Origin of the sequence: Anaeromassilibacillus senegalensis (assembly GCF_001261775.1) — a bacterium.
GTDB classification, from domain to species: Bacteria; Bacillota; Clostridia; order Oscillospirales; family Acutalibacteraceae; genus Anaeromassilibacillus; species Anaeromassilibacillus senegalensis.
In genome coordinates, this window is the sequence record NZ_LN868538.1 from 1,194,213 (window position 1) to 1,220,469 (window position 26,257).

24 protein-coding genes, 1 rRNA gene and 1 pseudogene are annotated in these 26,257 nt (G+C 54.2%); 9 read left to right on the forward strand and 17 right to left on the reverse strand.

Features of this window, described 5'->3' with window-relative positions; all coding sequences use genetic code 11:
- Positions 1–999: 999 nt before the first annotated feature.
- From BN2106_RS15265 to BN2106_RS15275, 3 genes are all read left to right on the forward strand, one after another.
- Complete coding sequence (locus BN2106_RS15265) at positions 1,000–1,485, forward strand: class I SAM-dependent methyltransferase (RefSeq protein WP_050699407.1); 486 nt, start codon at positions 1,000–1,002, stop codon at positions 1,483–1,485.
- A 175-nt stretch (positions 1,486–1,660) separates the two neighbouring features.
- Positions 1,661–1,837, forward strand: coding sequence for a hypothetical protein (locus BN2106_RS15270; protein WP_207641730.1), 177 nt, complete (start codon positions 1,661–1,663; stop codon positions 1,835–1,837).
- A gap of 145 nt (positions 1,838–1,982) precedes the next feature.
- Positions 1,983–2,258, forward strand: coding sequence for a hypothetical protein (locus BN2106_RS15275; protein WP_050699409.1), 276 nt, complete (start codon positions 1,983–1,985; stop codon positions 2,256–2,258).
- Positions 2,259–2,408: 150 nt separating this feature from the next.
- On the opposite strand, the gene rpsI is transcribed toward BN2106_RS15275, so the two are convergent.
- Both rpsI and rplM read right to left on the reverse strand, forming a co-directional pair.
- The gene (gene rpsI / locus BN2106_RS15280; RefSeq protein ID WP_050699410.1) at positions 2,409–2,810 is read right to left on the reverse strand and encodes a 30S ribosomal protein S9; all 402 of its coding nucleotides are present in this window, start codon (positions 2,808–2,810) and stop codon (positions 2,409–2,411) included.
- A gap of 17 nt (positions 2,811–2,827) precedes the next feature.
- Positions 2,828–3,256 carry a 50S ribosomal protein L13 gene (rplM, locus tag BN2106_RS15285; RefSeq protein WP_050699411.1) on the reverse strand — a complete coding sequence of 143 codons (429 nt, stop codon included), beginning with the start codon at positions 3,254–3,256 and terminating at the stop codon, positions 2,828–2,830.
- Positions 3,257–3,647: 391 nt separating this feature from the next.
- On the opposite strand from rplM, the gene BN2106_RS15290 reads away from it, so the two are divergent.
- On the forward strand, positions 3,648–4,358 hold the full coding sequence (locus BN2106_RS15290) for a tRNA 2-thiocytidine biosynthesis TtcA family protein (RefSeq protein ID WP_050699412.1): 711 nt from the start codon (positions 3,648–3,650) through the stop codon (positions 4,356–4,358).
- Positions 4,359–4,868: 510 nt separating this feature from the next.
- On the opposite strand, the gene BN2106_RS15300 is transcribed toward BN2106_RS15290, so the two are convergent.
- Both BN2106_RS15300 and BN2106_RS15305 read right to left on the reverse strand, forming a co-directional pair.
- Positions 4,869–7,052, reverse strand: coding sequence for a M56 family metallopeptidase (locus BN2106_RS15300; protein ID WP_050699414.1), 2,184 nt, complete (start codon positions 7,050–7,052; stop codon positions 4,869–4,871).
- 2 nt (positions 7,053–7,054) lie between these two features.
- Positions 7,055–7,417 (reverse strand): BlaI/MecI/CopY family transcriptional regulator, encoded by a 363-nt coding sequence (locus tag BN2106_RS15305; protein WP_050699415.1) that lies wholly within the window; start codon positions 7,415–7,417, stop codon positions 7,055–7,057.
- 228 nt (positions 7,418–7,645) lie between these two features.
- Here BN2106_RS15305 and BN2106_RS15310 point away from each other — a divergent pair, with 228 nt between their 5' ends.
- Complete coding sequence (locus BN2106_RS15310) at positions 7,646–8,092, forward strand: helix-turn-helix domain-containing protein (RefSeq protein WP_050699416.1); 447 nt, start codon at positions 7,646–7,648, stop codon at positions 8,090–8,092.
- 493 nt (positions 8,093–8,585) lie between these two features.
- Here the strand turns inward: BN2106_RS15310 and BN2106_RS15315 are convergent, their stop codons facing one another.
- From BN2106_RS15315 to BN2106_RS15325, 3 genes are all read right to left on the reverse strand, one after another.
- Positions 8,586–8,999, reverse strand: a complete 414-nt coding sequence (locus tag BN2106_RS15315) for a DUF1284 domain-containing protein (protein ID WP_050699417.1) — start codon at positions 8,997–8,999, stop codon at positions 8,586–8,588.
- Between the two features lies 1 nt (position 9,000).
- On the reverse strand, positions 9,001–9,552 hold the full coding sequence (locus tag BN2106_RS15320) for a biotin transporter BioY (protein ID WP_074017536.1): 552 nt from the start codon (positions 9,550–9,552) through the stop codon (positions 9,001–9,003).
- A gap of 166 nt (positions 9,553–9,718) precedes the next feature.
- On the reverse strand, positions 9,719–10,099 hold the full coding sequence (locus BN2106_RS15325; RefSeq protein ID WP_050699419.1) for a helix-turn-helix domain-containing protein: 381 nt from the start codon (positions 10,097–10,099) through the stop codon (positions 9,719–9,721).
- Between the two features lie 223 nt (positions 10,100–10,322).
- Between BN2106_RS15325 and BN2106_RS15720 the strand changes: the two genes are divergently transcribed.
- Positions 10,323–10,586 (forward strand): AbrB/MazE/SpoVT family DNA-binding domain-containing protein, encoded by a 264-nt coding sequence (locus BN2106_RS15720; RefSeq protein ID WP_074017537.1) that lies wholly within the window; start codon positions 10,323–10,325, stop codon positions 10,584–10,586.
- Between the two features lie 88 nt (positions 10,587–10,674).
- Here the strand turns inward: BN2106_RS15720 and BN2106_RS15330 are convergent, their stop codons facing one another.
- The 4 genes and pseudogenes from BN2106_RS15330 to BN2106_RS15345 form a co-directional block, all read right to left on the reverse strand.
- Complete coding sequence (locus BN2106_RS15330) at positions 10,675–11,589, reverse strand: AraC family transcriptional regulator (protein WP_050699420.1); 915 nt, start codon at positions 11,587–11,589, stop codon at positions 10,675–10,677.
- 69 nt (positions 11,590–11,658) lie between these two features.
- Positions 11,659–12,586: pseudogene (gene aroF, locus BN2106_RS15335) on the reverse strand (3-deoxy-7-phosphoheptulonate synthase).
- A gap of 145 nt (positions 12,587–12,731) precedes the next feature.
- A 5S ribosomal RNA gene (gene rrf / locus BN2106_RS15340) occupies positions 12,732–12,848 on the reverse strand.
- Between the two features lie 284 nt (positions 12,849–13,132).
- Positions 13,133–13,483, reverse strand: a complete 351-nt coding sequence (locus BN2106_RS15345) for a helix-turn-helix transcriptional regulator (protein ID WP_050699421.1) — start codon at positions 13,481–13,483, stop codon at positions 13,133–13,135.
- Positions 13,484–13,609: 126 nt separating this feature from the next.
- Between BN2106_RS15345 and BN2106_RS15350 the strand changes: the two genes are divergently transcribed.
- Positions 13,610–13,789: a hypothetical protein gene (locus BN2106_RS15350; protein ID WP_050699422.1), complete on the forward strand. Its 180-nt coding sequence runs from the start codon at positions 13,610–13,612 to the stop codon at positions 13,787–13,789.
- A gap of 53 nt (positions 13,790–13,842) precedes the next feature.
- Positions 13,843–14,130 (forward strand): helix-turn-helix domain-containing protein, encoded by a 288-nt coding sequence (locus BN2106_RS15355; RefSeq protein WP_074017538.1) that lies wholly within the window; start codon positions 13,843–13,845, stop codon positions 14,128–14,130.
- Positions 14,131–14,284: 154 nt separating this feature from the next.
- Here BN2106_RS15355 and BN2106_RS15360 read toward each other — a convergent pair whose 3' ends face one another.
- On the reverse strand, positions 14,285–17,830 hold the full coding sequence (locus tag BN2106_RS15360) for a glycoside hydrolase family 3 protein (RefSeq protein WP_050699423.1): 3,546 nt from the start codon (positions 17,828–17,830) through the stop codon (positions 14,285–14,287).
- 372 nt (positions 17,831–18,202) lie between these two features.
- On the opposite strand from BN2106_RS15360, the gene BN2106_RS15365 reads away from it, so the two are divergent.
- On the forward strand, positions 18,203–20,458 hold the full coding sequence (locus tag BN2106_RS15365) for a helix-turn-helix domain-containing protein (RefSeq protein WP_050699424.1): 2,256 nt from the start codon (positions 18,203–18,205) through the stop codon (positions 20,456–20,458).
- Between the two features lie 296 nt (positions 20,459–20,754).
- On the opposite strand, the gene BN2106_RS15370 is transcribed toward BN2106_RS15365, so the two are convergent.
- The 5 genes from BN2106_RS15370 to BN2106_RS15390 all read right to left on the reverse strand — a co-directional run bounded on the left by BN2106_RS15370 (position 20,755) and on the right by BN2106_RS15390 (position 26,125).
- On the reverse strand, positions 20,755–22,386 hold the full coding sequence (locus BN2106_RS15370; RefSeq protein WP_050699425.1) for a putative ABC exporter domain-containing protein: 1,632 nt from the start codon (positions 22,384–22,386) through the stop codon (positions 20,755–20,757).
- Complete coding sequence (locus BN2106_RS15375) at positions 22,383–23,099, reverse strand: ABC transporter ATP-binding protein (RefSeq protein WP_050699426.1); 717 nt, start codon at positions 23,097–23,099, stop codon at positions 22,383–22,385. Before BN2106_RS15375 ends, BN2106_RS15370 begins: the two co-directional genes overlap by 4 nt.
- An 82-nt stretch (positions 23,100–23,181) precedes the next feature.
- Positions 23,182–23,658: a hypothetical protein gene (locus BN2106_RS15380; RefSeq protein WP_050699427.1), complete on the reverse strand. Its 477-nt coding sequence runs from the start codon at positions 23,656–23,658 to the stop codon at positions 23,182–23,184.
- A 278-nt stretch (positions 23,659–23,936) separates the two neighbouring features.
- On the reverse strand, positions 23,937–25,754 hold the full coding sequence (locus BN2106_RS15385) for a M56 family metallopeptidase (protein WP_050699428.1): 1,818 nt from the start codon (positions 25,752–25,754) through the stop codon (positions 23,937–23,939).
- On the reverse strand, positions 25,751–26,125 hold the full coding sequence (locus tag BN2106_RS15390) for a BlaI/MecI/CopY family transcriptional regulator (RefSeq protein ID WP_050699429.1): 375 nt from the start codon (positions 26,123–26,125) through the stop codon (positions 25,751–25,753). Before BN2106_RS15390 ends, BN2106_RS15385 begins: the two co-directional genes overlap by 4 nt.
- Positions 26,126–26,257: the final 132 nt, after the last annotated feature.

Here is a 26,257-nt window from a genome sequence, read left to right on the forward strand (position 1 = left end):
GCATTATCCCCTTCTGCGGCTCCCGGTTCTTTCTTCCTGTGCGGCTGACGGATTTTCCCACCCGCACCTGTCTTCACCGGCTTTGAGAGGCCGGACGCGCCCAACCGGTTGGCCGCGGAATTACCGCCTGTCTTTTCCTATTGATAGTATGAGCCTCTTTCCAGGAATGCAATCCGTCCGCCGGGGATTTTTTCCACAGGCGTGTGGAATTTTTTCCTGTTCGCTTGCGGTGTTTTCCCCTGCGGCGCAAGGGTTTTCCACGGTTTTCAACGGGTTATCCACAATATTCCTCCCTTTCAGGATTCTGGAACAGAACCGCTTCTTGTCTAATGCGTACAGAATTCCCTTTGCCAAGCCAGTCGGATCAGTCTATCCGCATGATTCCGTTTTTACCAGAGGCAGACTTTCCACAGCGCGAAAGAATCGTCAAAAAATGTCGATATCATTCACCATGCAAAGTCACAAAAAAGGCCTATTTTTGTGCTTTTTATCGGTGGCATCATAGATATTGGGGTTTTTACACGATTTCCAGCCTTCTTTCCACAATCTCCACTGAGTTTTCCACAGTGGAAAAGGAAAACGCTGTGGAAAGTGGGGAAAACAAGATAATGGAAGCTTCTTTGCGGAATCATTCTTTTAAAACCGAAACAAACGCTGTTTTCTGAGATACTATGCAGAAAAGCTTTGTTTGTACAGTGGGAGGAAGAATGGATGACAGGTTTTAAAAGCTTGATCCGGGGACCCGGGTTCCGATACCGGAGGTCCAGCAATTAATGCCGCCTGCACGCCGCATTCTTTTACAAATTTAGCCACAAAAGCGAGGTCTTCAAAGAACTGCATATCATTGGAGGCGGCGTGCACAAAGACTTCGATTGTCCCTATTGCCGGTCTCACGACCGGTTCCATGGTCCTTTTACCTGATCGAACAGCATACCGCCATCTTACAAAGGACACTGCACCGCCCTGCAAATCGCGCCGGAACACCAGATTGCAAAGCGGATGGAACAGAACAAGCTGTGCCAGTATTATACCGGAGATATTATGCCAGAAAGGGCGAAGTATGTTGTGGACGTCACAATTATGCAGTTTGAAGATGGCATGTTCGACTATATCATCATGAACCATGTACGGGAGCACGTTACCGACGAAGCCCGCGTAATCTCTGATCTGAAGCGCTGTCTCAAGCCCGGCGGCACCCTGATCCTCTCGTTTCCGGTGTGTTCTAATCAGAAAACCGTGGAGGATGCACGCATCGTTTCTGTGGAGGACTGTCTACGGTATGATGGACAAATGGATCACTGCCGCCTGTACGGAACGGACTGCCGCGATCATCTGGAACCATACGGCCTGGAAGTGACGCCTTATATTGTAAAGGAAATACTGGATTCCAAAACGGTCCGAAAGGCGGCGCTGATCCCGAATAATATTGCGTTCTTCTGCATCAAACGGGGAGCCACTCTGCGAAACCTGTTTTCGCACAGATGAAACAACTATATATAAGGAAAGGGAGATCCGGCGTTTTGATGCCGGTTCTCCCTTTTTGTCAGTCGTTTTTTCCAAATTTAGGTGAAATTTTTTCTCCTTATGAATTTTCTTGTTGCTTTTTCATTGTCGGCAAACTATACTAAAAGTGTCGACAGTGAAAGGAGGAATGATCACCTTGTCAGACACAAAAAAGAAAGGTCGGCGGCCCTCGGAAAACCCCAAATGCGTCAAACTGACCGTCCGCGTTCACGCCAACGAGGCGAGAATTCTGGACGAGTACTGCCAGCGAAAAGGGCTGACGCGTGCAGATGGCGTCCGGGAAGCGATCGCCGACCTGGAACAGAAAAAATGAAAGAAGCGGCGCCCTCTCGCAAAGAAGTAACGCCGCTTCCCACAACCCAACAACAGCCAAAGGCTATGATGGTCTAAATATTATACCATGGGCCGTTATTTCTTTCAAGTTGTTGTTGGGAACGATGATGAAAGGGATGTGCCATATGACAAACGAAGCAGAGTTCCAGCAATTTATAGAACAGCTTTTGGCAAGGGCCGTCGCGGAGTTCAGGGAAACGGAAGAATACCAGCTGTTAAAGGAACAGCTGGCGCAAATGGACCGCAATTGCGATACGATGTTTGCCAAGCAGGAAAAGGATTTTGCTGAAGACTGTTTTGCGCTGATTTTGAGCGTTGACGGGCAAGAGGAACAGTATGTTTACCAACAGGGATTAAAAGATTGTGTTTGGCTTCTCAAACGATTGGGTGTGTTGGAATGAGAACCCCTTCAAAACGAAGCGGTTGAACGCGCTTAAACCACAGCAATTGAACCTGTAACAGAAAAAGAGATGTTTCCACAGATCGTTCTGCGGGAAACATCTCTTTCTTTTGCATGATGAAGCGCTTCGAGAAATTCCCAAATGGGAAAATTATCTCTTGGAGAACTGCGGCGCACGACGTGCGGCTTTGAGGCCGTACTTCTTACGCTCTTTCATTCTCGGGTCGCGGGTCAGGAACCCGGCCTTCTTGAGCGTGGAGCGCAGGTTCTCGGAATCGTACTGGAGCAGAGCGCGGGCGATGCCGTGACGGATCGCGCCGGCCTGGCCGGTTACGCCGCCGCCTGCCACACGGCAGACAACGTCAAATTTCTCATTGGTCTCTGTGAGCACCAGCGGCTGACGCACGATCAGCTTGAGGGTGTCCAGACCGAAATAATCGTCAATGTCACGATCGTTGATGGTGACCTTACCAGTTCCCTGGTATACGCGCACGCGCGCGACGGAGCTCTTTCTTCTGCCGGTTCCGTAAAAATAAGGCGCTTTCTCGTACATAATTCAGTCTCCCTCCCTTAAAGTTCCCAAACTGCGGGCTTCTGGGCGGCGTGCTTGTGCTCGGCGCCGTCAAACAAACGCAGTCTGGTCAATGCGGCGCGGCCGATGGTGGTGTCCGGAACCATGCCTTTGACAGCAAGCTCCATCGCCTTGGTCGGACGCTGTTCCATAAGGGTGTCGTACCGGACAGCCTTCAGATGGCCGATGTAACCGGTGTGACGATAGTAAAATTTCTTCTCCAGCTTTTTGCCGGTGAGAACTGCCTGCGCGCAGTTGATGATAATGACATGATCCCCGCAATCGACATGCGGAGCAAAGGTCGGCTTGTGTTTGCCGCGCAGCAGAACGGCAGCCTGCGCCGCAACACGGCCCAGCGGCTTCCCTGCCGCGTCGATCACATACCACTTGCGGTCGACTTCGCCGGCCTTGGGCATATAAGTGGACATAGCGTTTACCTCCTGAATTTCGGTATTCTTTTTCCAGAGCCTATCCCTCAATAAACCCGCGGTTGCGGCAATTTATTCGGGGATAGACTCTCAGTGCAGTACTGATCTTACCACAACGGGAACAGGCGTGTCAACCCCCAAATTCGGAATTTTTAATTTACTTTGGCAAATGCTTCTGTTTTCACGCCTTTTTGGCTTATTATCTCCCTCTGGCTGGCCCGTCATTCTAATAATTTATTTTTTCACAAGCAGTGCATTCCCTTTCATTCGCGCAAAAAAGAGAACCACCCGCCTTCACAAAAGCGGGCACCTTCTTTGTCCTTTTCAATCCGCGCGCCTTCCTGTATAATGGACGGATAGAACTCTATATATAATGGAAAGGAAACCGATCATGCAGAAGATACTGGGAGAAATGCGCGCCGCAATGGAGCGCTATGAGATGGTCGCGCCGGGGGACCGCGTGGCGGTGGGCGTCTCCGGCGGAAAGGACTCGCTTGTACTTTTGACCGCACTGGCAAAGCTGCGGGCGTTTTATCCACAGCCGTTCGAGGTTGTGGCGCTGACGGTGGACCCCTGCTTTGGCGGCGTCCAGACGGACTATACGCCGGTGGAGTCGCTCTGCCGGGAGCTGGGCGTGGAATACCGCCTGCGCCGCTCGCGTTTGGGAGAGATCATCTTTGAGGAGCGCAAGGAGTCCAACCCGTGCAGTTTATGCGCCCGGATGCGCCGGGGCATCCTGCACAACATGGCAAAGGAAGCGGGCTGCAACAAGCTGGCGCTGGGCCATCATTTTGACGACGCGGTGCAGACCTTTTATATGAACCTATTTTATGGCGGGAAGCTGGGCTGCTTCTCACCGAAAAGCTATCTTTCCCGGAAGGATTTATGGCTGATCCGCCCCCTGGTATTCACGGAGGAAAGCGCGGTGCGTTCCGCCGCGCGGAGACACGCGCTGCCCGTGGTCAAGAGCGCTTGCCCGGTCGACGGCGCGACCAGCCGGCAGGATACCGCCGGGCTGATTGCGGAGCTGGAACAGCGGTTCCCCGACCTGCGGGCGAAGACAATGGGCGCGTTACAGCGCGCCCACTTGGACAACTGGTAACAGACCTCCGGTCGGGACGGCCCGCCCTTTTCTTTTTCCGGGGTCGGAACCGCGCAGTGGCGGGACGGTCGGAACAATCTCCCGGGGCCTTTTTCACCTCGCAGGTAATGATTAAAACGCGTTTTTCCGCTTTTCTGAAAAGCGGCGGGATCAAAGGGCAGGGCCCTTTGCCGCTCCTCGCAAGGAGCGGGACTCTTGTTCCTGAGAAGAGCGAGTGGGAACGAGTGATATTGTCCTTTGTGAGACAGGGTGCTGCCTCTGGGGCTTTTCTCCGTTCCCCAGCTTCCGCTGGGGGTATACGTCGCTTTGAAAAGCGACAGCAAAGACTTTTTACTTTAAAAAGTAAAACAAATTTTATTAAAACAATTTTTTACATTGCGAAAACCGTGGGGTCTTCGCTTTCAGAAATCACTAGAATATTTATTGCATACGCAACATTTTTTAACCTGTTATTTCACTTCATGACAAAGCTATAATATATTGTTGCATGCGCAATGTTATATCAAAATTTTAATTGGCATTGAAAGACGTTCCATCCCAAGTATAAAGGACGGTCTCTTCCTCCCCTGTCGCCTGGTTCCAGATTTTCGCCGCAATTTCCCCTTCCGCGGGCTGTTCCAACAGCACTGAGGACTCGCGGGAATCGTGTCGTTCGATTTGCCCGATTTGGGAAAGAATCCCATCTTTATTGACACTATATATATTGTAGGAATTTCCGCCGCTCCACAGCCAGCTTCCGAGCGCAAAGTCCGGATTGCCGTCACCGTTGTAGTCGGCAATCTGTAGGGCAACCGGGCCGTAAAAGCAAATGTCCTCATCGGTTCCCAAATTTACGGGAATCTGCGAAATCACCGTTCCGTCGCGCACGGATTGGAGGACAAACCGACCCACGTAGTTGTCGCCGTCCTGAAAATAGCCGCCGTAAATGAAATCCGGGTCGTTGGAATTCCATATACGCCCTTCGGTCATGACCAGCTGGAGCTCAATCGTGCCGCCGCCCAAGAGCTCCACCGGCGTGCCGCTCAACGAAAACGGCAATTCCAGCTGATTTGCCGCCGGTTCGTCTGCCTTTGTTCCGCCGACTCCGCTGATTTGAATGGTTTCTTCAGAGAGGATATCGCCTGTTTCGGACAAAATCGCCGCGTCTAATTCCACCGTATCCATCGCGTCCACGCCGATCTGCGCGCGGTAGGTCTTCCCCGGCTCCCAGTTTCCCGACTCGCTTTCTTCCTCAAAGGCGTGCCAGCTCATGCCCTGCCCGTCCTTCGTTAACAAACGACCGCTGACGTGCAGGGACAAACGCGTCCCCCGCTCCAGCTTCTGCGGGATCGTAAAGCGGAGCTCTTCCGCCTGCGGGTCGTACACGACGGAATCCGTCAGCGCTTTCAGCGGCGCGGTCGAAGCTTGCCGGGCAAAACCCACGGGCGGGACGGCGTTCCCCTCATACTTCCAGCCGCTCAGCCACCCGTAAGCGGCGCGGTAGTAGTCCCCGTCGATCTCCAGATAGGTATTTCCGATATTGGACGCCATGTGCTGTCCGCCGTCCTTCATCCGGATGTACAGGGTCTTTGTCTCGCCTTCCAATTCCTCGGCCTGCTCCGCGTATCTGCCGTCGCTTTCATTGAGCAGGCGGACGACCTCCGGAATCTCCTCCTGTGTAAAAAGCCGGTACTGCCGTCCCTCCGTTCCCGGATCTACCAACAGCTCGATCTGCTCCACCTCGCCGGCGCGCAAATTTTGCGCCCACGCCAGTGTGGAGCGCGGCAACTGCGGGTTCCCCATTAATCCAAAGCCCGCAAACAGCAGCGCTGTGATCGCGAAGCCCACCACCCAAACGGCGGGTTCCCGGTATTTCAGTGCGTTTTTAATCCGCTGGGCCGCGCCGCCCTCGCCAAACGCAAGCGGGCTTCCGTTGAGGATGCGGCGGCCTGTCGCAAACGAGAGCAAACAGGAAGCGTACGCCTTCCGCCCCTCTCCGTCCAATTTCTCCAGCACGTATTCGTCGCAGGAAAGCTCCATGTCGTTCCCCATCAGGAAAAAGGCGGCCCAGCAGCAGGGGTTGAACCAGTGGACGCACAACACCAGAAACGCCAGCGGCTTTATCAGATGATCCCCGCGCCGAAGGTGTGCTTCCTCATGCAACAGGACGTACCGTTGTTCTTCTTCCGTCAATCCGGCGGGCAGGTACGTTTTCGGGCGAAAAATCCCAAAGACAAACGGCGTTTCCAGCCCTTCCAGCTCATATAGATTGTCCCCCAGAGGCGACGCGCCCAGTATACGGCATTTTAACATCCAGATGGAGATAACCGCATATAGAAGCATCCCCGCGACGCCGACCACCCAGATCACGGCGGCGATCGCCAGCACCAACTGCATCGGGTTCATGCTGACCGCGGGCGTTGCGGCGGGCAGCGACGCGTTGACGGCGTTGTCCAGCACGCGAATCCCCGTGTGAATCTGCGGCTGCGCCTGGTAGACAATATCCGCCGGGACTACCGGGCGGGCGGATGGCAACAGGCTCAGAACGCTTTCAAAGCTGAACGGGCACACCAGCCGGAACAGCATCACGCCCCACAGATAATAGGAGTAGCGGCGTGGCGCGCGCTTTAACAGCAGACGAACCAACAGCACCACCAGAAAAATATAGCTGGCGGTCAGGCTCATATTGAAAACCGTGAGAAATGTGTTCTCCATGCCTATTCCTCCTTATACGCGTCGATCAGCGCTTGCAGCTCTTCCGCCTGCGCTTTGCTCAGCTTCCTGCCCCCCATAAAAGCCGTCAGGAATTTGGGCAGCGAACCCCCAAATGTTTCCGCAACAAACTGCTTGCTTTTTTCCTGCGCAAAGGCCTCTTTGGAAACCAGCGAGGTGACGACCGCGTTCTGATTCTGGAACAGGCCCCGATCACAGAGCTTTTTCAGCACGGTATAAGTGGTAGACTTTTTCCAGTGCAAGGACTCCTCCGCCAGCCGGACCAGCTCACCGGAGCCGACCGGCTCATACTGCCAGATCAGTTCCGCAAATTTCCGCTCGCCCTCCGCCAATTGATACATTTTCATAACCGTTCCTCCTTGGGTCTATTCTTTATCGACCAATTTAAGTCTATCACCAATAGACCTCAAACGCAAGAGAGGTTGCAACACTGTAAAGAATTTGGATTCGCAACCGTCAGGTTGCAGGAAGAACCGGCGGGTTGGTTCCGTTCCGTCTAGCATCCTGTTATAATGGACTTCAAATGGAAAAAGAGGCCCAAGCCACAATACGTTCTGTATAAAGGAGATGCGAATATGCAAATTGGAGAGAAAATTGCCCGCGCGAGGAAGGCTGCCAACCTCACGCAGGACCAGCTTGCGGCACTTTTGGACGTGACGCGGCAAACCGTTTCCAAATGGGAATCCGACCTTGCCCTGCCGGAAACCGCCAAGCTGCCCCGGCTGGCAGAAGCCTTGCAAACCGACCTGAATACCCTGCTGACGGAGAGCAAAGCGCCGTCCATCGTCATGCAGCCGGCCCCGGATGGCGGCTATAACATCGACTGGACACAGGTCTGCCCGATTCTCGCCACCTACCAACAGGAGGTGGACTGCGCGGCCTATGAGGAAAAATTCCGCGTTCTGATGCTGGAGATCAAAGAGCGCTATCACTACTCCATGGAGGACGCCATGTTGGTCGCCAAGGATCTGATGTACCAAACCTATTTAAAGTTGCAAAAGGAACCGGACCTCCGGTCGTGACGCAGACCTCTGGTCAAGACGCAGACCTCCGATCAGGACGCGGACCTCCGGTCAGGACGCGCCTACGGCGAGGGTTGTTTCTTATCTGACTGGTAATGGTCAAAACGCGTTTTCCCGCTTTTCTGAAAAGCGGCGGTTTCCAAAGGCAGGGCCTTTGGTCGTTCTCCGCAGAGAACGAAACTCTTGTTTCTGAGAAGAGCGAGTGGAAACGAGTGATATTGCTGTTTATGAGGCAGTGAACTGCTTTTGGGGCTTTTCTTGCTTCCCCAGCGAAGGCTGGGGATTAAGGCTCTTTGCTAATCGTTCTAAGAAAAACGAATGAAAATGCCTTTGAATTTGGCTGTGAACGGCCACCTTCAAAGGCATTTTCTCTTATACGAATCTGTTTCTTTATACGATTTTGTATCATCATTATATTTAGCAACAGCTTTTCTATTTGTATATTTAGTTACACAATATACAATCTGTATGTTTTCTATATTTACAACTCGTATTAATTATCTGCAAAATTACTCTTGGGACTATAAATTGACTGGCACAGCGCCAGCCATTGGCATCCCCGGCAGACTGTTTCCAGCAGCCCGGCGGAGAGAATCCGTTCTTCGACCAAACGCTCAAACTCCCCCCAGGTCAGGACTGCCCCGTCCTCCAGCCCGCAGAGCGCCAACACCGCCGCGTCGTACCGGCGCACCTTCTGCCCGGAAGTGCAGCCGCCGGGTTCGTTGTGCGGGCAGTTCCCGCAGAGAATGTCCTCCCGCATTCGCAGGCAGATTTCCTGTTCCGGTGTATCGTGCAACTGTGTAATCACCCGGGCCATGTTTTCCACAAAACCGGGGCTGTACCCCTTGCCGGTAAAGTGGCGGATGCACAGCCCATGGTGTGGGCGAAGGGTCATTCGCTCTTCCATCTCACGCCGCCCCCACCTTTTTGCGCAGGCCAAGTGCCCGGTTCAGCGCGGGGACCAGCAGGGAGGCCACAGCGATCTTCGCCGCATCGCCCAGCAGGAACGGCACCACGCAGAGCAACAGGGATTCCAGCAGGCCCGTCCCGGTGGAGAACATGAACCACGCGGTCCCCAACAGATAGCAAAGCGCTTCACCCGCCGCCATAATCAACGCCAACTGCCAGACCTTGCCGCCGCATCTGCTTGCCAGCAGGCCGATCAGCCACGCCGCCGCGATATAGCCGATGATATAGCCGCCGGTCGGCCCCGCCACAATGCCGATCCCGCCGCTGAAGGAGGAAAACACGGGCAGGCCGATCGCGCCCATCAGCACATAGACCGCCTGGCTGACCGCGCCGTTTTTCGCACCGAGTACGCCGCCCGCCAGCATGACGGAAAGCGTCGCCAGGTTGACCGGCACCGGCTGTACCGGAATTGCGATTTGCGAGAGCACAACGGTCAGCGCGACGAACAGCGCGCAGAGCACCATTTCTTTAACAGCAGTTTGTTTGGACATCCTGTTTTCCTCCCCAATTGTCAACTTTAATTATCAAACAAGGTTTACAATAGGTTTATTATAGCGGCATTTCCAGAAGCTGTCAAGGTTGTTTTCTCAACAAGCCACCTGCATCAGCCAGTATTTTTCTACCCAAAAAACAAGCGTTAAGGTCCTCAAATCAACCTTAACGCTTGTTTTTCCTGAAATTTTCATCTCTTTTTGTTTTACTATGCAATTTTAACAGGTCAAGAAATTCCACCAACAAACGGGAATCCTCATCGTCCAAAGACAACATACCGTTTAAAATGTCCCCAACTGTTACATTTTCTTTCACTTCTTTATTAAAGTCAGACAGACGCAGTCGCAGTCTGGTTCTGCACAACAAGTAATCAGTAGGCACATCAAATAAGTCTGCAATTTTTAAGAGCGTCAATATATCGGGAAAATGAGCATCCGTTTCATAGTTTGATACGGTACTTACGCTTACATCCAGATACTCAGCTAAATCCTTTTGCAACATGTTGTTATCTTTCCGCAGCTCTGCCAGTACATCTCCGAAACTCATTTTCTCATCTCCCTCTCTATTGCGTTATATGTATAATATCGCAATTTTAGTTATATGAGATTTATAATCTAAGTATTCGGAGATTCAAGAGCATTATTGACATATAATTTGAACTGAGCTAAAATTAAAGCGTAGCAGTTATTAATTTAACTGGAATGGATTCACTTCCGTTGGCACACGAAAAGTCGATAGGTCAATTATTTTTAGAAAGCAGGGCTAAAACATGGAAAGCACAGGAATTGTTCGGCGCGTTGACAATTTGGGACGATTCGTTATCCCAAAAGAAATACGAACATCATTGGGGATTACAGAACAGACACAAATTCGTATATCCGTAAATGGTGACAGGGTTGTTTTGTTCACAGAAGAAACGCAACGATGCATTCTTTGCCTCAAAACAGACGTAGAACGTCCTATTCAAGGACTGCCTATCTGTATCTCCTGTCTAAAAGATATAAAAACCAAACTTGCCGATGCAGATTTATAAACTCCAGCCATTAAACGCCCGCTTTGTCAACCAAACGCAAAACACCCCGATAAACCTGAAATCAGATTCATCGGGGCGTTTGATTGATTCACCTTTTATTCCCGCCCTCCAGCGGCTGCACCCAGATTTCCATTTTCGTCGTGCCCTGCCCATGTGAGGCGTAGCGCTCCACACAGAATGGCGCGGTGGTCAGGCCGTGCCGCGGCAGCCACACGCCGAACAGGTACTGCTGCGCCTTGTACAGCGCGTCCATGACCAGCGCTTCAAAGTGTTCCGCCTCGAAGGTGCAGACGATATACCTTCCCGCGGGAAGCTCCCAGCAATCGAACCCCTCCGGCGCATCGCCCTGGGCCTGCCCGCCCGCGAAGTAGCGGAAATAGCCGCCCTCCTCGTCCGGGTAGGATACCCCCAGCTCGCCGCCGCCGGGCAGCAGGGCGGAAAGCCCCTCCTTTTCCGCATGGAAGGACGTCCAGAGTGTTTCCAGCGGGTCCACGCCGGAATCCACTCCCAGCCCGTCGACAAACCCGACCGGCATCCTCGCCGTGTGCCCAAGGAACCGTTCTGCCTCCGCCAGCGTTTTTCGTCCGATCTCCAGCACAATGCCGTCTGTCACCAGCGGCACGCCCTCGTCGATCATCGTATAGTGCAGGGCAAGCTGCGGCTTTGTCATGCGGTTCAGCGTGACCGGATTTTTGCGGTATTCCTCCGGTGTCATGCCGAACGTTTCTTTGAAGGTGCGGGTAAAGTGCTCATGCGATGAAAGCCCCACGTCGAGCGCGACGTCCAGAATCCGCCGGTCTTCCCGCAGAAGCTCCGCCGCGCGCGCCATCCGGCGCAAGCGCACATACTCCATCACCGGTTTTTTTACCAGACGGCTGAACAACCGCTGGAAGTAAAACGGCGACAGCGCCGCCAGCCCGGCGAGTTCTTCCATCGAAATTTCTTCGGAAATATGTTCTTCGATATAGTCCACCGTTTTTTGAATCTGTTCCCATGCGTGCATTTTTAACGCCTCCTTTGTCCATAGGATACCACGGGAGGCCGCCCGCATGCTTGACCGGGAATGCCCTTTTTACAGCTCTCTTCCCACCGCCTGCGCCACGGTGCGAACCTTGTTAAACAGGTCGGCATAGACCGGGATCGGCAATTGCTGCGCCGCGTCGCTCATCGCGGCCTTCGGGTTCGGATGCACTTCGATGATCAGGCCGTCCGCGCCCGCGGCAATTCCCGCAAGGGACAGCGCCTCGATATAGCGCGCCTTGCCCGCGGCGTGCGACGGGTCAATGATGATCGGCAGGCTGCTGCGTTCCTTGACCACCGCCACCGCGCCGACGTCCAGCGTGTTCCGGGTCGCGGTTTCAAAGGTGCGAATGCCGCGCTCACAGAGGACGACATTGTAGTTGCCCTCGCTCATGATGTATTCCGCCGCGTCGAGCCACTCCTCGATGGTGGAAGCCAGCCCGCGCTTGAGCAGCACCGGCACGCCGGAGCGCCCGACCTCGCGCAGAAGGCGGAAGTTCTGCATGTTGCGCGCGCCGATCTGGAACATGTCGCAGTATTTGGCGGCGGTCTCAATCTGGTCGTGCGCGACAACCTCGCTGACCACCTTCAGGCCGGTTGCGTCCGCCGCCATGCGCAGGAGCTTGAACCCCTCGTCCTCCATGCCCTGGAACGCGTAAGGAGACGTGCGCGGTTTGTAGGCGCCGCCGCGCAGGAAGGTCGCGCCCGCGGCCTTGACGCCCCCCCACTTTGGCAATGCGCCCATCCGGGCACATCTCGCGGCTGGCGAGCTTGTAGGTGTGCATGATGGGCACGCACTTTTCCACGCCGTCCATCAGCTCCAGGTTGACATTGGCAAGCCGGGTCTTGTCTCCCAGCACGCCGATGATGGTCGCCTGCGCACCCTTGGACAAGTTTGCCCCCAGTCCGTGTTCCTTCAATATGTCTATGATTTTCTCTACATCCTGCTGGGTAGAGGTTTGCTTCATCAATATAATCATGGCGGTTCCTCCCATACTTTTGTTACTTTATGCTTTAAAGCGCTAAATACTATTATACGGAAGATTTGCAAAAAAGCAAGAGGTTTTGCCGGAAAATCTTCCGGATAAAATAAAAACAGCCACCCTATTGGGTGACTGCTTTTGGTGTTGGCGTCTTCCTATTGTCCCGGGCCGTCGCCAGCCAAGTATCTTCGGCACTAATGAGCTTAACTTCCGTGTTCGGGATGGGAACGGGTGGACCCTCATCGTCATCGACACCAACTATTCAGTTTGCCGGGTGAGTTGCTCACCGGCGACTTCTATATATTATCACAGGCTCTGACAAAATGCAAGTATTATTTTCCGTTTTTTTGAAATTTTTTTAAGGCGGCGCCAGAGTGGGAATTACAGGAGGAAACCGTTGTCTTTTTGCCGCTTTCTTTTATAGAGTATACCACCGTTTTGCCTGTTTTACACCGGGTTATTGCGAATAAAGCCTTCGATGGTGCCTTCAATCAGCGAAACTTGGCAGGCGGTCAATCTTTCCACGCTGACCACGGCACGGATTTACTCGACTTTCATTCCCAAAGCTTTTTTCACACTATCCAGAGAATTTGCAAACGCCAGCAGTGCGGCAATCTCATCATCCGGCATCTTATTAAGTTTTTTCATAAATTGAATTTTGACCGCCGACAATGGAGAATTTAAATTTTTTTCACCCTCACCCGTCATAACCCACTGTGCGGAATAACCATAAGTTTCTTCTATGAGCTTGGCTAAGGTATCTGAAATGCTTGTTTTCTTCCCGTTTACCAATTGATTAATATAGTTGGCACTAACACCCAGTGAGGTCGCAAAGTCTGTTTGCTTCATGTTGCGCTCAGATAGGATTGTTTTCATCCGTTCTCCCAACGTCATTATTTTATCACCTCAGTTCTATAAAGAAGTGTATCATAAAAATAAAACTAAGTCAAACTATAATTATGTTGACATTTTACTCAGTCAGATATATACTTTGATTAAGTCAAATCATGGAGGTGCAAAATGAACACTAAGTCAGATAACCGGGCTGTACTGGCAAAGCTCATTGATAAGTTGGATACACCCGATATGATGCAGATATTGGCTTTTGCCGCCGGGTATGAAGCCGGAAAGGCATCTGCAATATCAGATACGGATACAGATATACATAACCAATCTCCGCCGAGCAACCATTCTGCATAGTACCTCTCGAACGTACTAGCAGGGACAAAAATATATTTGAAAGGATCGCTTTTATGAAATCAAGCAGTCCCCGTATCGGTCAAAATCTTCGCCTGCTGCGCAAATTCTGCGGCTTTTCGCAGAAAGAAGTCGCGGCGGTGTTGCAAATCGACCGCTCCACCTATTCCTGCTACGAGCGGGGTTGCACTGACCCTCCCCTGCAAAAGCTGGTGCTGCTCGCCGATTGCTACGGGGTAACGCTGGACGCGCTGCTCCTGGGCGACCCCTGTGACCTGCTGTTTTCCCTGCCCAAACCAACCTCTTATATAGATGCTGCACCAAAAGAGCGCCCGGCGGAATGATCCGCCGGGCGTTCTTGTTTGATATGATTTTAATAAAGTTTTGTTGTCGCTGCTGTTTTCTGTCATTGTTTGCCGTTGCTGTTCCTTAAAAAGCAGGCATCGTTTCCCGCGCGGACGTGCCTTGCGCAATCTTTTCGGTCCGGTTCTCTGTTTTTCAGCCAACCGTCACCGTGCAGTGCTGAACCGGCGCGGCGCCCGCCAGTGTGGTATACACGCCTGTGCTCTGGCCCGGAGCCCCCACCGCATACACGCGATAATAATAGTCGCTGCCTATTTTCGCCACAAATTGGGTTTTCAGAACGCTGCCGTTTCCAACGGTGAAAGTCGGAATCTGATTTTCGCCGTTCACCAACGTCATTTTAAAGCAGTAGGCCGCACCCCGCTTCAGGGTAAAGTTTACCGTCGTATCGGAAACCACTCTGGCCTGTACCGGTGCGGACTGTGCCGCGCCAACCACCGCGGTTCCCGCGGCGCCGTAGCTGTTGCCGGAACCCGTGCTCTTTTTGCCGGAGCTGCCTGCCGTACTGGAGCCGGTATTCTTGGGCTTCAGCCCATTGACCGCTGTGCGGAGCTTCTTCTCCATGGCGTTGACCGCGGGCTGATCGTCTTCACTGAGCTGCCCGTCCGCCATCATGGTTTCCGCTTCTTCGATTGCTTCGCTTACCGCTTTCGCAGTGGACGCGGTGTACTTGGATAGATCGATCTTCTTCGCGCTTTGCAGCAGCGCGTCCAGATTGGACTTGTTGGCCTTCAGGCGCAGTTCCAGAATGGCGTCCATCAGGGACTCGGTCGCCTCGTCGATTTGGGCCTGCGTGGCAAAGTCATCTTCATACAGGTCCTGTGCTTCGGCCAGAGCGTTCCGGAACGTCTCTTTCCCCGCATCGATATAATTGTCCAGATTATAGGCGCCCGCGGCGGTGATTGTTTGCAGCAGGAGGGTCTTGTCGCCGCTCTGCATGCCAAGCGCGTGAATCCATTTCACCAGACCGGTCCAGCTGTTCAAAACCGCTTCCTCCGTGGCCTTCGGATCGGCCTGGACGGTTTTCGCCTCGGCCAGCGCTTTTTCAAATCCTTCTTTTACATCTAAAATGACATCGCCGTATGCCTCGGATTTCTGCTGCTCCTCCGCATAGGCAATCACTTTGTTGAGCAGTGTCTTGTCCGCTTCGTCCACCACCGGATCATCCGGCTCTTCCGGCTCGATATCCGCGTAGTATTGCGAGCGCAGGAGGATGTTCAGCGTGCCCTTTACATTCTCTTTGATGACGTCCAGCGGGATGATACCGCTGAGAATATCATTATAGAAGGAATCAAAATCGCTGATGCTGGCCATCCAGAGGTTGTTCCCCGCCGCAAAGGACAGGTTCATGTCGGCCGTGTGGCCCCAGTCCGTCATAAACAGGCCGTCAAATCCCCATTCATCGCGGACGATGTGCTGAAGCATATCGTAATTTTCCGGGGAATACGCGCCGTTGATCTTGTTGTAAGAAGTCATCATGCCCCACGGGTTTGAATTCTTCGCGGCAATCTCAAATCCCTTGAGATAGATTTCGCGCAGGGCGCGCTCGGAGATGTACTCGTTGACCTGCTGGCGGTTGGTCTCCTGATTGTTGCCAGCAAAATGCTTGAGCGTTGTGCCAATGCCGTTGGACTGCACGCCGTTCACGACCGCCGCCGCGGAGTATCCGGAAAGCACCGGATCCTCGGAGAAGTATTCGCTGTTGCGTCCGCCCATCGGGTTGCGGTGGATGTTCATGCTGGGCGCAAGGAAGAAGTCGATGCCGCCGTCCACACACTCGCGGCCAATCGATTCACCGTACTGCTCGATCAGGTCCTGGTTCCAGGTGGATCCGATTACGGTGGAGCTGGGATAGACCTGGAAGCCGCAGCTGCCAACTCCGCCGCCCCACGGGGATTCATTGTAGTAGCCAATGGTTTCCTGACGGTCCGCCATCGTCATGCCGTAAATATCGCGGGACGTGATGCCCGCGGTGCGGCCCGTTACCTGGCGGTCCGTCAGCGTGTTGACCTCCATGACCGGTTCGCCGTTCAGCGTCGGTTTGCCGAAGTTCTCCACGTCCGGGCAGCCGGAGCACATCGCGCCCAGTTCGACCAGCGTCATGTCGTCGATAAAGGTATCCAGCGTGATCTTGCCGGACGCGACGTCATTGAAGGAATAGCCCTTGGCGTTCGCCTCCATCGCATCCGCGTCCACGGGAACCGCGGTTTCCTCCGTGCGGAGCGCGCCCGCGTTGGTGGAATCCGCCTTCGCGTCAAACCGCCTGGTCACGTTGCCGAATTCCGCCTCAAACGCTTCCTCTTTTGTGGTTCCCTCCAGCACGTCGATCGGCTCCTGCGGGACCATATAGTGACCCACGTTGTCCGTGGCCTGCGTTGCGTTGCAGGTAAAGGTTTTTACCTCTTCAATGTCGCGCACAGAATGGCCGAATTTGATCTTATACGCGCCCGCGTACAGGTAATAGGCGGATGCGGTTTCATTGTACATCGCAAGGTCGCTGTAATCGAACGAAATGCTGACCTCCTGCGACTCGCCCGGTTCCAGCAGTTCGGTCTTGCCGTAGCCGATCAGCTGAATGGCGGGTACGTCCACGCCGTCCATGCTGTCGTTGTCCGTCGGGTAGGAGAAATACAGCTCCACAACGTCCTTGCCCGCCGTGTCCCCGGTGTTCTCCACGTTGACGGTCGCGGTCACCGTGCCCTTGCTGTCGGAGGCTACCTCATAATCGCTCCAGGTAAAGTCGGTGTAAGACAGGCCATAGCCGAATTCATAGGTAACCGGCACGTCGAATGTCTCAAAATACCGGTAGCCCACGTAGATATCATCCGTATAGTAAACAACCGGATTGCCGTCCTCGTCCGTCCCGTCGGAGTCCGCCCAGTGCGAAGAGGACGGATAGTCCTCCCAGTCCCTGGCATAGGTGTCCACCAGCTTACCGGAGGGGTTGACCGCGCCGGTCAGGATATCCGTGAGCGCGTTGCCGCCCTCGTTGCCCGGCAGGCCCGCCAGAACGGACGCATCGATGTGCTTGTCCTTGACCCACTGCATATCGATGGCGTAGCCCGTATTGAACACGACGACCGTTTTGTCAAACGCGGCGTTCACGGAATCTACCATCGCCGTTTCCTCGTCCGTCAGGTAATAGCCGCCTTTGCTGGCTTTTCCCTCGGACCCCTCGCCGTTTTTCCGGTAGAAGACGATCAGCGCCACGTCGGAATTCTCCGCCGCCTGCTGTAAAACCTCCTCCGGAATCGTGCCGTCCTTATTGACGTCCGCATACCAGTCCCGGAGCGTATCGTTGACCTGCAAATCCGCACAGGCATCCAGGCCTTCCATGATGTCTATAAAGTTTTCATCCAGGCCGTCGTAGAAGCTGCCTGTGCTCCATTTGTTCTGCCCCACGCCAAAGACGGAAACCGTGCTTCCCTTTTGGAGCGGCAGGACGGGTTTACCGGCGCTTTCCCCCGTCGCGGCATCTTTCTCTTCGTTTTCCAGCAGGACCATGCCCTCGTCCGCAAGCTGTTTGGTGGTCTGTTTGGTAAATGCCTTTGTGGATTCCTGCAGGACCGTGTCCTTGTCAAACGCAAACGCGGTGACAGTTGAAGAAAGCATCATGGTTGACGCCAGCAGAAACGCACACACCTTGCGTAGCGATTTCCGCTGCTTCTGTGTTTTCATCATTGATTCTGAACCCCTTTTCCATACAATTTTGTTTCATCCGTTGCCCAGACAGCGTGCGCACTTGCCTGCATTGGATCTCTTATGTTTCGCTGTGCTGAGCATACACCCGGCCCCAGCCCGTCGCAAGAAGCGGGATTTTTGATTCCGCCTAAATTTCAATTTTTACCGGCGCAATCTAAAAAACGCATTACATGAAAAAGAGTCCCTTTTTCCGCCAATTTCACTGCATTTATTAAAAAACCGTATAAAAGTATCACCAGGACTATAAAATTCGCCTGTTTTATCCTGCAACATAGTTCCCATTAACTTTTTCAACTTTTTTCAATTTATGTTATACTTATACAAGAACCAGGATGAGGGGGAGCGAAAGAAATGAAAAAGCAAACGCAGACATCCTACCGGGGCATAAGCTTTTATAAGTTAATGGGCGCGTTTTTTGTGGTGATTTTCCTGTTTACCGCGCTGATTGTCGCCGTAACGCTGCATTTTATGAACCAGGACAACCTCGCCACGGAAGCCTCGTACGGTGAAATGGCCGACAAAGCGCTGCATTCCGCGCCCGGCATGGTCGCCGGCTATTACCAGATCGCGGATATGATTGCAGAAATTCCGGAGATTGACCCGCTGGCCCAGGCGGATTCCTTTCCCACGGAGACGCGGGAGGCGCAGGAGTTCTGGACCCGTTTTGATTCCGTATACCACTCCTCCATGTCCGGCGCGGGAAATGTGGCCTGCGTCTATTTTCGCCGCAGCGGAAGAACCATGGGGCTCGGCAGTTCCGAAGGAGACCCGTACGCCAGCGGGGAGATGACCGGAGATTTCGGCTTGTCGGAGGAACAGTGGCAGTATCTGACCGGTGCGGATGCGCAAACACGCGCCTTCTGCCTGAAAACAGAGCAGATGACCTTCGGCCGCCTGATGCTTTCCAAGGAAATTTATCCGGAGGTGGTGCTGCTGGCGGGCATCACCGATTTTAACATTCAGCAGACATTGCAAAATTTTTATCTTCCTCCGCACGCGCAGGCCATTCTCTTGACCGGCAATGACCGTTCGATTTCTTCCGCCGAAAACAAGGCCCAGTTGGTGGACCGCGTGTCATTTCAACAGGTCGCCGGCGCGCAGGGCCGCCAGACCGTTTTGTTGGACGGCACGCCCTATTTCCTCTACCATACGCCCCTTGCGGAGGGCAGTATTGAGCAAGCCGTATTTATCCCAGATACAATCCGGGACGGACAGATGCAGGTCATCTTAAATTTAATCCTGCTTGCCCTGCTTTGCTGGCTGGTCATCGGCGGCAGCTTCTCATATGGTTTTGCGTCCCGCTTTTACCGCCCCATCGGCCAGCTGGTCAGCGACCTTCCCATGCCGGACGTCGACAAAAGCGATCCGCACGAGTTTCAAGTGGTCACCACCGCCGTGCACCGGCTCTATCAGCAGGCCCAGAGCTATGAACAGCGGTTGGCACAGCAGAACCGCCTGCTGGCGGACAGCCTGCTTCTGCGGCTGTTACAGGGGGAAATCCCATTTTCCGACGAAGTTGCAGACGCCTTTTCCAACGCCGGATTCCGGTTGGAAGCCCGGTTCGCCGTGTTGATGCTCCAGCCGGAGCCGCCTGACAATGAGGAACCGGATGCCAGGAGGCCGGCCCCCACCCTGGAGGAATTGCAGGAGCGGGTCAGCCGTTTTCTTTCCCTGCACGGCTGGTCCTCCTGCTTCATCGTATATCGCGGCCTGCTTCTCGGCGCGGTTTCCACCGCATCCGACGGCGACGCAAAAACCCTGCTGCTCCAATTGCAGGAGGAATTGCAGACAGCGCTCGGCTTCCCGCTCACCATCGTCCTGAGCAAGACGCACACCTCATCCGCCGAATGGAACGACTCCTACCGCGAGGCTTCCGAAACGCTGGAATACAACCTGCTTACCGGCGAGCTGGGCACCGTGCGGCAATACCAGCGTTCCCACCGCCTGTCCGGCGGCTCTTCCTCCAGCGCCTTTTTAAACGATGTGCGCAAACTGGACAACTGCCTGCAAGCGGAGAATGATTCGGAAGCCGTTCAATGTGTACAGCATATCTTCCGCATGCTGCCCGCCGACGAGCCGGATGCTGCTGTTGCGATGCAAAAACGCATCCGCTATATCTTCGATACCGTCCACCTGTACCTTTCGGAGCGGAAGGGCGTCCAGCCTCCGGAATGGCAGGACGCCATGAAGGGACAGAGCCTGGACGACCTGTGCAGGGAGCTGTGCGCCGCTCTGAGCAACGCGCAGAAGGCGGAGGAAAACGACCCGCTCAAAAAGCGTAAAATCCATCAGATCACACAGTATATCCAGGAGAATTACCAGAATCCAAACCTTTCCGCGGGGATGATCGCGGAGTCTTTCAACATCAGCCTTCCATGGCTCTCCAATCTGTTTAAAAAGGAACTGGACCTCGGCTTCCTGGACTATTTGCACCGCTGCCGCATTGAAAAGGCCAAAGAGCTGATCTGCGGCACCAAGTATAACATTGGAGACATCGCAGAGATGGTCGGGTATACCAACGCCGTCACAATGACACGCGCGTTCAAGCGCTACGAGGGCATCACACCGAGCTGGTACCGGCAAAATGCAGGCGCAGCAAAAGAATAGCATCCGTTTTAAACGACAAATCCCCCCGGCGGATTTTCCGCCGGGGGGATCGTATCTGTCTGTCCTCCAACAGGAGCTTATTTTTATCATCCGGTATGCCGCTGTCTCTACATCCCCGGGAGTAAGTCCTTTCCGTCCCGCCACCGCAGGGCAGCGATTTGTTCTAAGCCATGGGGCGGGCCGTGCCGACCGCAGGTCCCGCGCCGACCGCAGGTCCGGGAGCAAGTCCTTTCCGTCGCGGATATCCGTGGTACTTCGTTTTGCCCAACGTCCGCCCGCGCCGTCCCGACCGGAGGTCAGAGCTCGTTGATGAACTCGGAGTTGTCGAGCATGTTGCGGCAGAAATAGAACACGCCCGCGGATGCGATCAGGTTCCAGACCACCGCCGGCAGGACCAGCAGGATTGCCGGCGCCACGTCGAGGAACAACACCAGCAGGACAATGGAAACCACCACGCCCGGCAGGATCAGCAGGATCAGGAACAGCATGTAGAGCATCATGATCAGGCCGCGGTTCGCGGACTTTCCAATCACCCGCTCCGCCAGTACGTCGCCCGCAATGTATACCGCACCCATGCTGGCATAGAGAAGGAATCCCAGCAGCGCCGTCCATGGGTTTGCTTTCAAGTATACGCACATCACTGTAAACAGGATCGCACCGTCCACCACCGGTTTGAGCAGCGTCGTCATCGCCGCCCAGATCAGCTTGGCAAACGGGCTTTCCGGCACCAGATACAGGTATGGCTTGAGCAGCTCGCGCGACCAGGCCCCCGCCATGTTGAAGAAGAACAGCAGGTACGTGCTGAACAGTGTGGCGATCAACAGCATCATGCCCGACGCCATCTTTTCACCGTCGGCCTCCCACACGCGCCCCAAAAAGAAGGCCATTCCGAGATTGATCGCGATCATCAGCGCCGTGGTGGAATCCACAAACACCAACTTGCTCCTGCGGCGCGCCTCGCACAGATGGCGGTAAAAGAACGCGTTTGCGCCCCATCCCCGGTTCAGGCCCGTGACCGTCACCTTGAGCTTCTTGTTTTTGCCGGGCATGTTGACCATGCCGGCGTTGCCCTGCTTCTTGATGGCGTCCTTCTGCGCCTGCGTCTGCTCCGTCGTTTGCAGCACGTCCTCATAGTAATCCACCTTGCCGCGCACAAATACCACAATGCACAGAACCGCCGCCAACAGCGTCAGGGCGATATACAACAGCATCTTGCCCATGTCCCCGTCGATATAGCCGAAGCACGCCGCTTTGATCCAGCCCACCAGAGGCAGGTATTCCAGCTTGGGGGAGGAAACACCCGCCAGCAGCGCCTCCATGGTGGACCCGCCCGCCATGAATTCCAGCGCAATGATGCCCACCACAACTGCAAAATACAGATACAAAATGCCCTTTGCGGTGCGAATCCGCCCCGGATACCCGTTGGTTACATTGTAAAGCAAAAGCGAGAGCAGCTGCACCACAAAGAGCGCCACGGCCGACCCAATCACCAGCGCCAGCGTATCCGTCCATACGATGCCAAAGGTCTGCGCCAGCATCGCGCCGTAGAACAAAAAGAAAAAGACCATCAGCAGTGTGCGGCCCATCTGCTTTGCCAGCCCGTACGCCAGAATTTTACGCGGCGACAGCGGCGAGACAAACAGCAGGTTGACGTCCGCCATGCCAAAAAAGGTCGTACCCTTTTGCAGGGCGTTCAGAACCAGCATGCCCATGAAAAACAGCAGGATACCAAAATACGCCCCGTGCAGGATGCGAATGTCCGCAAAGGTCTCGCCGAGCTCCGGCATAGGGGCAAGCGCGACATTAAGCAGCGAGAAGACCAGCAACGCTGCCAAAAAGAGATACATGATCAGCTTTGCCGGATGGCGGAGCAGCGCTAAAATGCGGTTTTTGCAGTCCTTGCGGACCATATACAGGATCGCACTCATAGCGTGCCTCCGTCCCGCCCGCCTTCCGTAATGGAAAAGAAGAGCTGCTCCAGGTCCTCGCCGCTCGCCTCAATTTCCCTGCGGGTACGCACGGCGGCGATACGGCCCTTCATCATGATCAGCGCCTTGTCCCAGAACTCGTCCACACTGTCCAGCATGTGCGTGCTGACCAGGATCGCGCAGCCCTCGTCCCGCAGCTCCAGAAGCATCTGCTTCAGCTCCTTGATCGCGTGCGGGTCCAGGCCAACCAGCGGTTCATCCAGCATGAGCACCTTTGGCCGGGGGAGCAGCGCGCAGCAGATACTCACCTTCTGCTGCATGCCCTTGCTCAGTTCGCTGCCCAGCTTTTTTTGTTTATCGTCCAGCTCCATGCGAACCAGCAGTTCGTCGGCACGCTTTTCCCAATTTTCCACCTTGTACGCCCGCGCGATGAACTCCAGATGCTCACGCACCGTCAACGCCTCATACAGGGAGGGCATTTCCGGGATATAGCCGAAGCAACGCTTTGCCTCTTTGGTTTTATTCGGATGGCCGCAGATCTGAATATTTCCCTGGAAACGCAGCAGCCCCGCGATGCACTTGATGGCGGTCGATTTACCCGCACCGTTGGGCCCGAGCAAAATCGCGATCTCGCCCGGCTCGACGGTAAAATTCAGGTGATCATTCGCCACCAGATTGTGATACACTTTTGAAAGATCCGTTACTTGCAGCATTGTTTTCCCTCCCACCCACAGGTGTCTATGGGCCGCCCGTTATGCGCCACGGCAGCACGGGCGGCTTCCGCTTTCTCTTTGATTAATATGCGCCCGCCATAATGATTCCATTGACCAGCGCGACCACGCCGATGACGATCAGCACCATTGCAACCGCAAACGTTACGATGCCCCAGATCAGCAGCAACTTCGCGTTGTGCGCCTGCCGCGGCGCAAGCGGGCTGTGGAACGGCGCGCTGTACGGGTTCTCCGACCGGCACTGCGGGCAGAACGGCTCCGCGATGCGGTGCGTGAAGCCGCACTTCGCGCAGGTCATCAGGCGGTTTGCCGTATTGTTGCGCAGGCAGAGATAGACAATGCCGGGAATCCATCCCAGGATGCCCACCAGCAATGCCCACATGACCGGGTCGCTATTGCCGCGCGCCTTTGCGTCGTTGTAGGTGGCAAACGCCAGCAAAATCTGCGACGCCACGGAAAGCAGGCAGGCGAAAATCAGGGTCATGATAAACGTCATCGTCTGCGCAATGATCATTTCTTCCGTTGGACTGTAATAATTCATAACTACCCCTCACTTTGTACTAGTATGTTAATACAATAATACGTGCTGCGCGCCGTTTTGTCAAGAAGAAAACAATGGATTTTGTGAAAACAGGTTGAACCTGTAAACACGGCCCGCCCATTAGCTGACAGGAAATGAAATAAACCGGTGGGGCGGGACAGTCGCAAGACGCTCCCGAAATAGAAGGACAAGCATGGAAAACCCCGGCGGAAATGTGAATGATACACACATCTGCCGGGGGACTTTCCTTTGTATACCGCCGCGCAAATCCCGATTTTTCAGGAGATACAGCGGTTTTCTGTAATAGGATACTGGCTCTCCGTGCTTTTTCTTCTGTTTCTTCTATCGATGGATTCCAATGCAAAAAAGTGCGCATACATTCCATTGTCGTCCAGATTCAACAGGACGCCCCCTGTTTCATCTTTCCGAAGATACACCCGCGCGTGGTTTACATGGAACTTCTCAAATTGATACCGCCCGGTTGTCATCAATTGTTTTTCAATCGATGATTTGATGAAAAACGCCTGATTCCGAATCACGATGGGATATACGCCTGAATCCGCTTTTTCGTACTGAGATAAATCAATTTGGAAGGCTTCTGCAATCTGTTTCTGTTCTCTTTGGATTGCCTGCATGCCATTTAATTTTTCATTCAGATGGTTTCCACCCGGATAAACGTGGCCGATATCCACAACCTGTAAATCGTTTGCATTTGAAAAGTCCAGCCAGATCAGCGTGATGTCCTCGTCCTCCATCTGGTTATCATTCTGGCAGCAGAATATCCCCGTTGTTACCGGCCCCTGCGCGTTGCTGTCCACCGCGAGAAAAAAAGCGTTTTCCACAAACTCCCGCGTCTGCCAGCCCTCACGATATTGTAACAGCAAATCCCTGTAGGCTGCTTCCGCCTGCTCGCATCGCTGATACGCTTCCGCGTCCAGAGATAAGTCGCGGAACGGACGATAGCTTTCAAAGACAGAGTCTTTTACACAGAGCGCCAGCTTCTGCTTCAGCGCCGCCAGCTCCTGCGGCGTGGACTCCGCCGCCTGTACCTGCGACAATAAATTTGCGCTCAGCGTCCGCGCCGTCGCCGGGTTCAGACCGCTGGTGAGCACCACTGCTCCCGCCAGCACACAGCAGAGCAAAACGATCCCCCTCCGTTTCGGCTCAACGCTCACAATATTTTGAAACCGCCGGATGATCTCCTTTGTATTGCCGGAAAACCGGGTGGACAGCGCCGGGCCTCTTCCCCGCGCCGCGAGCACATGCAGCAGGGTATTCCCGTACTGCTTCCGGTACGATTTGTCTTTCCCCCGCAGCACCGTGTCATCGCAGGCGCTCTCCAGATCAAAGTCCGCCTTTTTTGCCAGAATGTGCACCAGCGGATTGAACCAGTGGACGCTTCGCACCAGCAGAAACAGCCACTTCACGGGGAGGTCGCACCGCCTGCAGTGCGCTAGCTCGTGATGCAGGATGATCGAGAGTTGTTCCGGCGTAAACTCCAGCCGCGGCAAAACTAAAGAGCTGCAAAACAGACCGATCAGCATGGGGCTTTCAGCCTTTTCGGATACCAACAATCGGATTGAGCGAGTCACATGCAATTCGGCTTTGACCTGTTCCAGTTGGGCAAGAATCTCCCCGTCCACCACCGCTTTTCCATTTTTCCGGAGAAACCGGGCCTGCAGGAGATACAATGCCAGATGCGCCAGCAAAAAAACAACGGCAACCGCTATCCAGACAATCGCAAGGACCTCCAGCACGGTGATGTGCGCATACAGGCGCTCCACCGGGGCCTGGAAAAAGGCGGCGGGTTCCGTCACAGCAGGTGCGGCGGAGACCGCTTGTGCTACTGCTTCTGCTGCCGCCGTGGGAACCGCCGCGTTTACTGTTTCCTGTGCATACACTATACCGGACTGCGGCACAGAGAAGGAAAACGTCGCCGGAACCAGCAGGCGAATGCCACAGATCGCCCAGATCCAGCATTTCGCCTGCGCGGAAACACGCTTGGAAAGAAATTTGTCCGCCGCAAACAGCAGCAAAAGCAGCAGCGACATTTGCAGCGAAACATCCAGCACGCCGATCAAAACAGTTTCCATCATTCTTTTTCCTCCTCCCGGTCCAACAGTTCCCGAATTTCCTGCAACTCCTCCCCACTCAACGGTTGGGACTGCACCAGTGCGGTGATCAAAGATTTGGGCGAATTGCGGTACAACTTCTCCACAAAGGAGGCGGTTTCGTGGGCACGGTACGCCGATTCCGCAACAAGAGGCGCGTAGTAATTCAGCCTGCCCAGCTTTTCACAGCGGAGAAAGCCTTTTTTGACCAGCCGGCTTAAAAACACCTGTACCGCTTGCAGCTTCCAATCGTACTGCGGCGCGAGTCGGCGGACAATCTCCCCGGTGTCCAGCGCCTCCTCGGCGTTCCAGATCACCAGCATGACGTCCAATTCGGATTCCGACAGCTTTTTCAATTGTTTCACCTCACACAATAAAACGTCTGTTGCACATACACTTGTCTGTAATTAAAATATACTGCGCTTCCCGCATTTTGTCAAGTGCAAACTTGAGGAAATCGAAAAACAGAAGCCGTTGCAAAATGAAAT